At 79.7% G+C, this 1,191-nt stretch carries 1 protein-coding gene; it reads right to left on the bottom strand.

Features of this window, described 5'->3' with window-relative positions:
• The coding region (locus AXW62_RS33955) for a beta-ketoacyl reductase (RefSeq protein WP_159061021.1) at positions 1-1,191 on the bottom strand (1,191 nt) is incomplete at both ends.

Genomic DNA, 1,191 nt, shown 5'->3' with positions numbered 1-1,191 from the left:
CCAGAGTGCGGTCCCCGCCGAGCGCGGCGGCGAACAGGGCCAGGCCGTCGGCGGTGGACATCGGGGCGAGGCCGGACCTGCGCAGCCGCGCCAGGTCCGCGTCGGCGAGGCTGCCCAGGCCGCTGGGGCGCTCCCACAGTCCCCACGCCAGGGAGACGCCGGGCACGCCCCGGGCACGGCGCCGGTGGGCGAGCGCGTCGAGGAAGGTGTTGGCGGCGGCGTACGCGGACTGGGCCGGGAGGCCGAGCACGCCGACGGCCGAGGAGAACAGCACGAAGGCGGTGAGCGGCAGGTCGCGGGTGAGCTCGTCCAGGTGGACCGCCCCGTCGGCCTTGGGGCGCAGCACCGCGTCGAGCCGCTCGGGCGTCATGGCGTCCAGCGGGGCGTCGTCGGCCGCGCCCGCCAGGTGGTAGACGCCGGTCAGCGGATGCGTGGCGGGGATGCCGTCGATCACGGCGGCGAGCGCGGCGCGGTCGGCCACGTCGCAGGCGCGTACGGAGACGTCGGCGCCCGCGGCCGTGAGTTCGGCGGCCAGTTCGGCGGCGCCGGGGGTGTCCGCGCCGCGCCGCCCGGTGAGCACCAGGTGGCGGGCCCCGGCGGCGACGAGGTGGCGGGCCAGGTCGCCGCCGAGGCTGCCGAGGCCACCGGTGATCAGGTGGGTGCCGGTGGGATCTGCGGCGGTCCGGCCGGCGCCGGCGGTACGGACCAGCCGGGGCACCAGGATGGCGCCGTCACGGATCGCGGCCTGGTTCTCGCCGGCCGCCACGGCGAGGGCGGCGGCGCGCCGCACGGCGGCCTCGTCGGCGGCGGCATCGGCGTCCACCAGCACGAACTGGTCCGGATGCTCGGCCTGCGCGGAGCGCACCAGACCCCACAGGGCGGCCCCGGCGGGGTCGGAGACATCGGCGGGGCCGCGCACCGCGACCGCGCCGCGGGTGAGCACGACCAGGCGCGCGGCCGGGGAGTGTTCGTCGGCGAGCCAGGCATGGAGGGCCGTCAGGCCGCGTGCCGCCGTGGCACGGGCGTGTGCCGCCCCCCGCCCGGCTGCCGGTGCCGCGTCCGTCGCCTCTGGCAGGTCACCCGGACCGAGCGCCTGCCCGGCCGGCGGTGCCGCGTCCGGCAGATCACCGGACCCGAGCCCGTACCCGGTCCGAGGCGCCGCGGCCCCCGCGTCGGGCAGGCCGCCGGGCC

Origin of the sequence: Streptomyces hygroscopicus subsp. hygroscopicus (assembly GCF_001553455.1) — a bacterium.
GTDB classification, from domain to species: Bacteria; Actinomycetota; Actinomycetes; order Streptomycetales; family Streptomycetaceae; genus Streptomyces; species Streptomyces hygroscopicus.
This window is presented reverse-complemented; position numbering and strand designations above follow the sequence as displayed.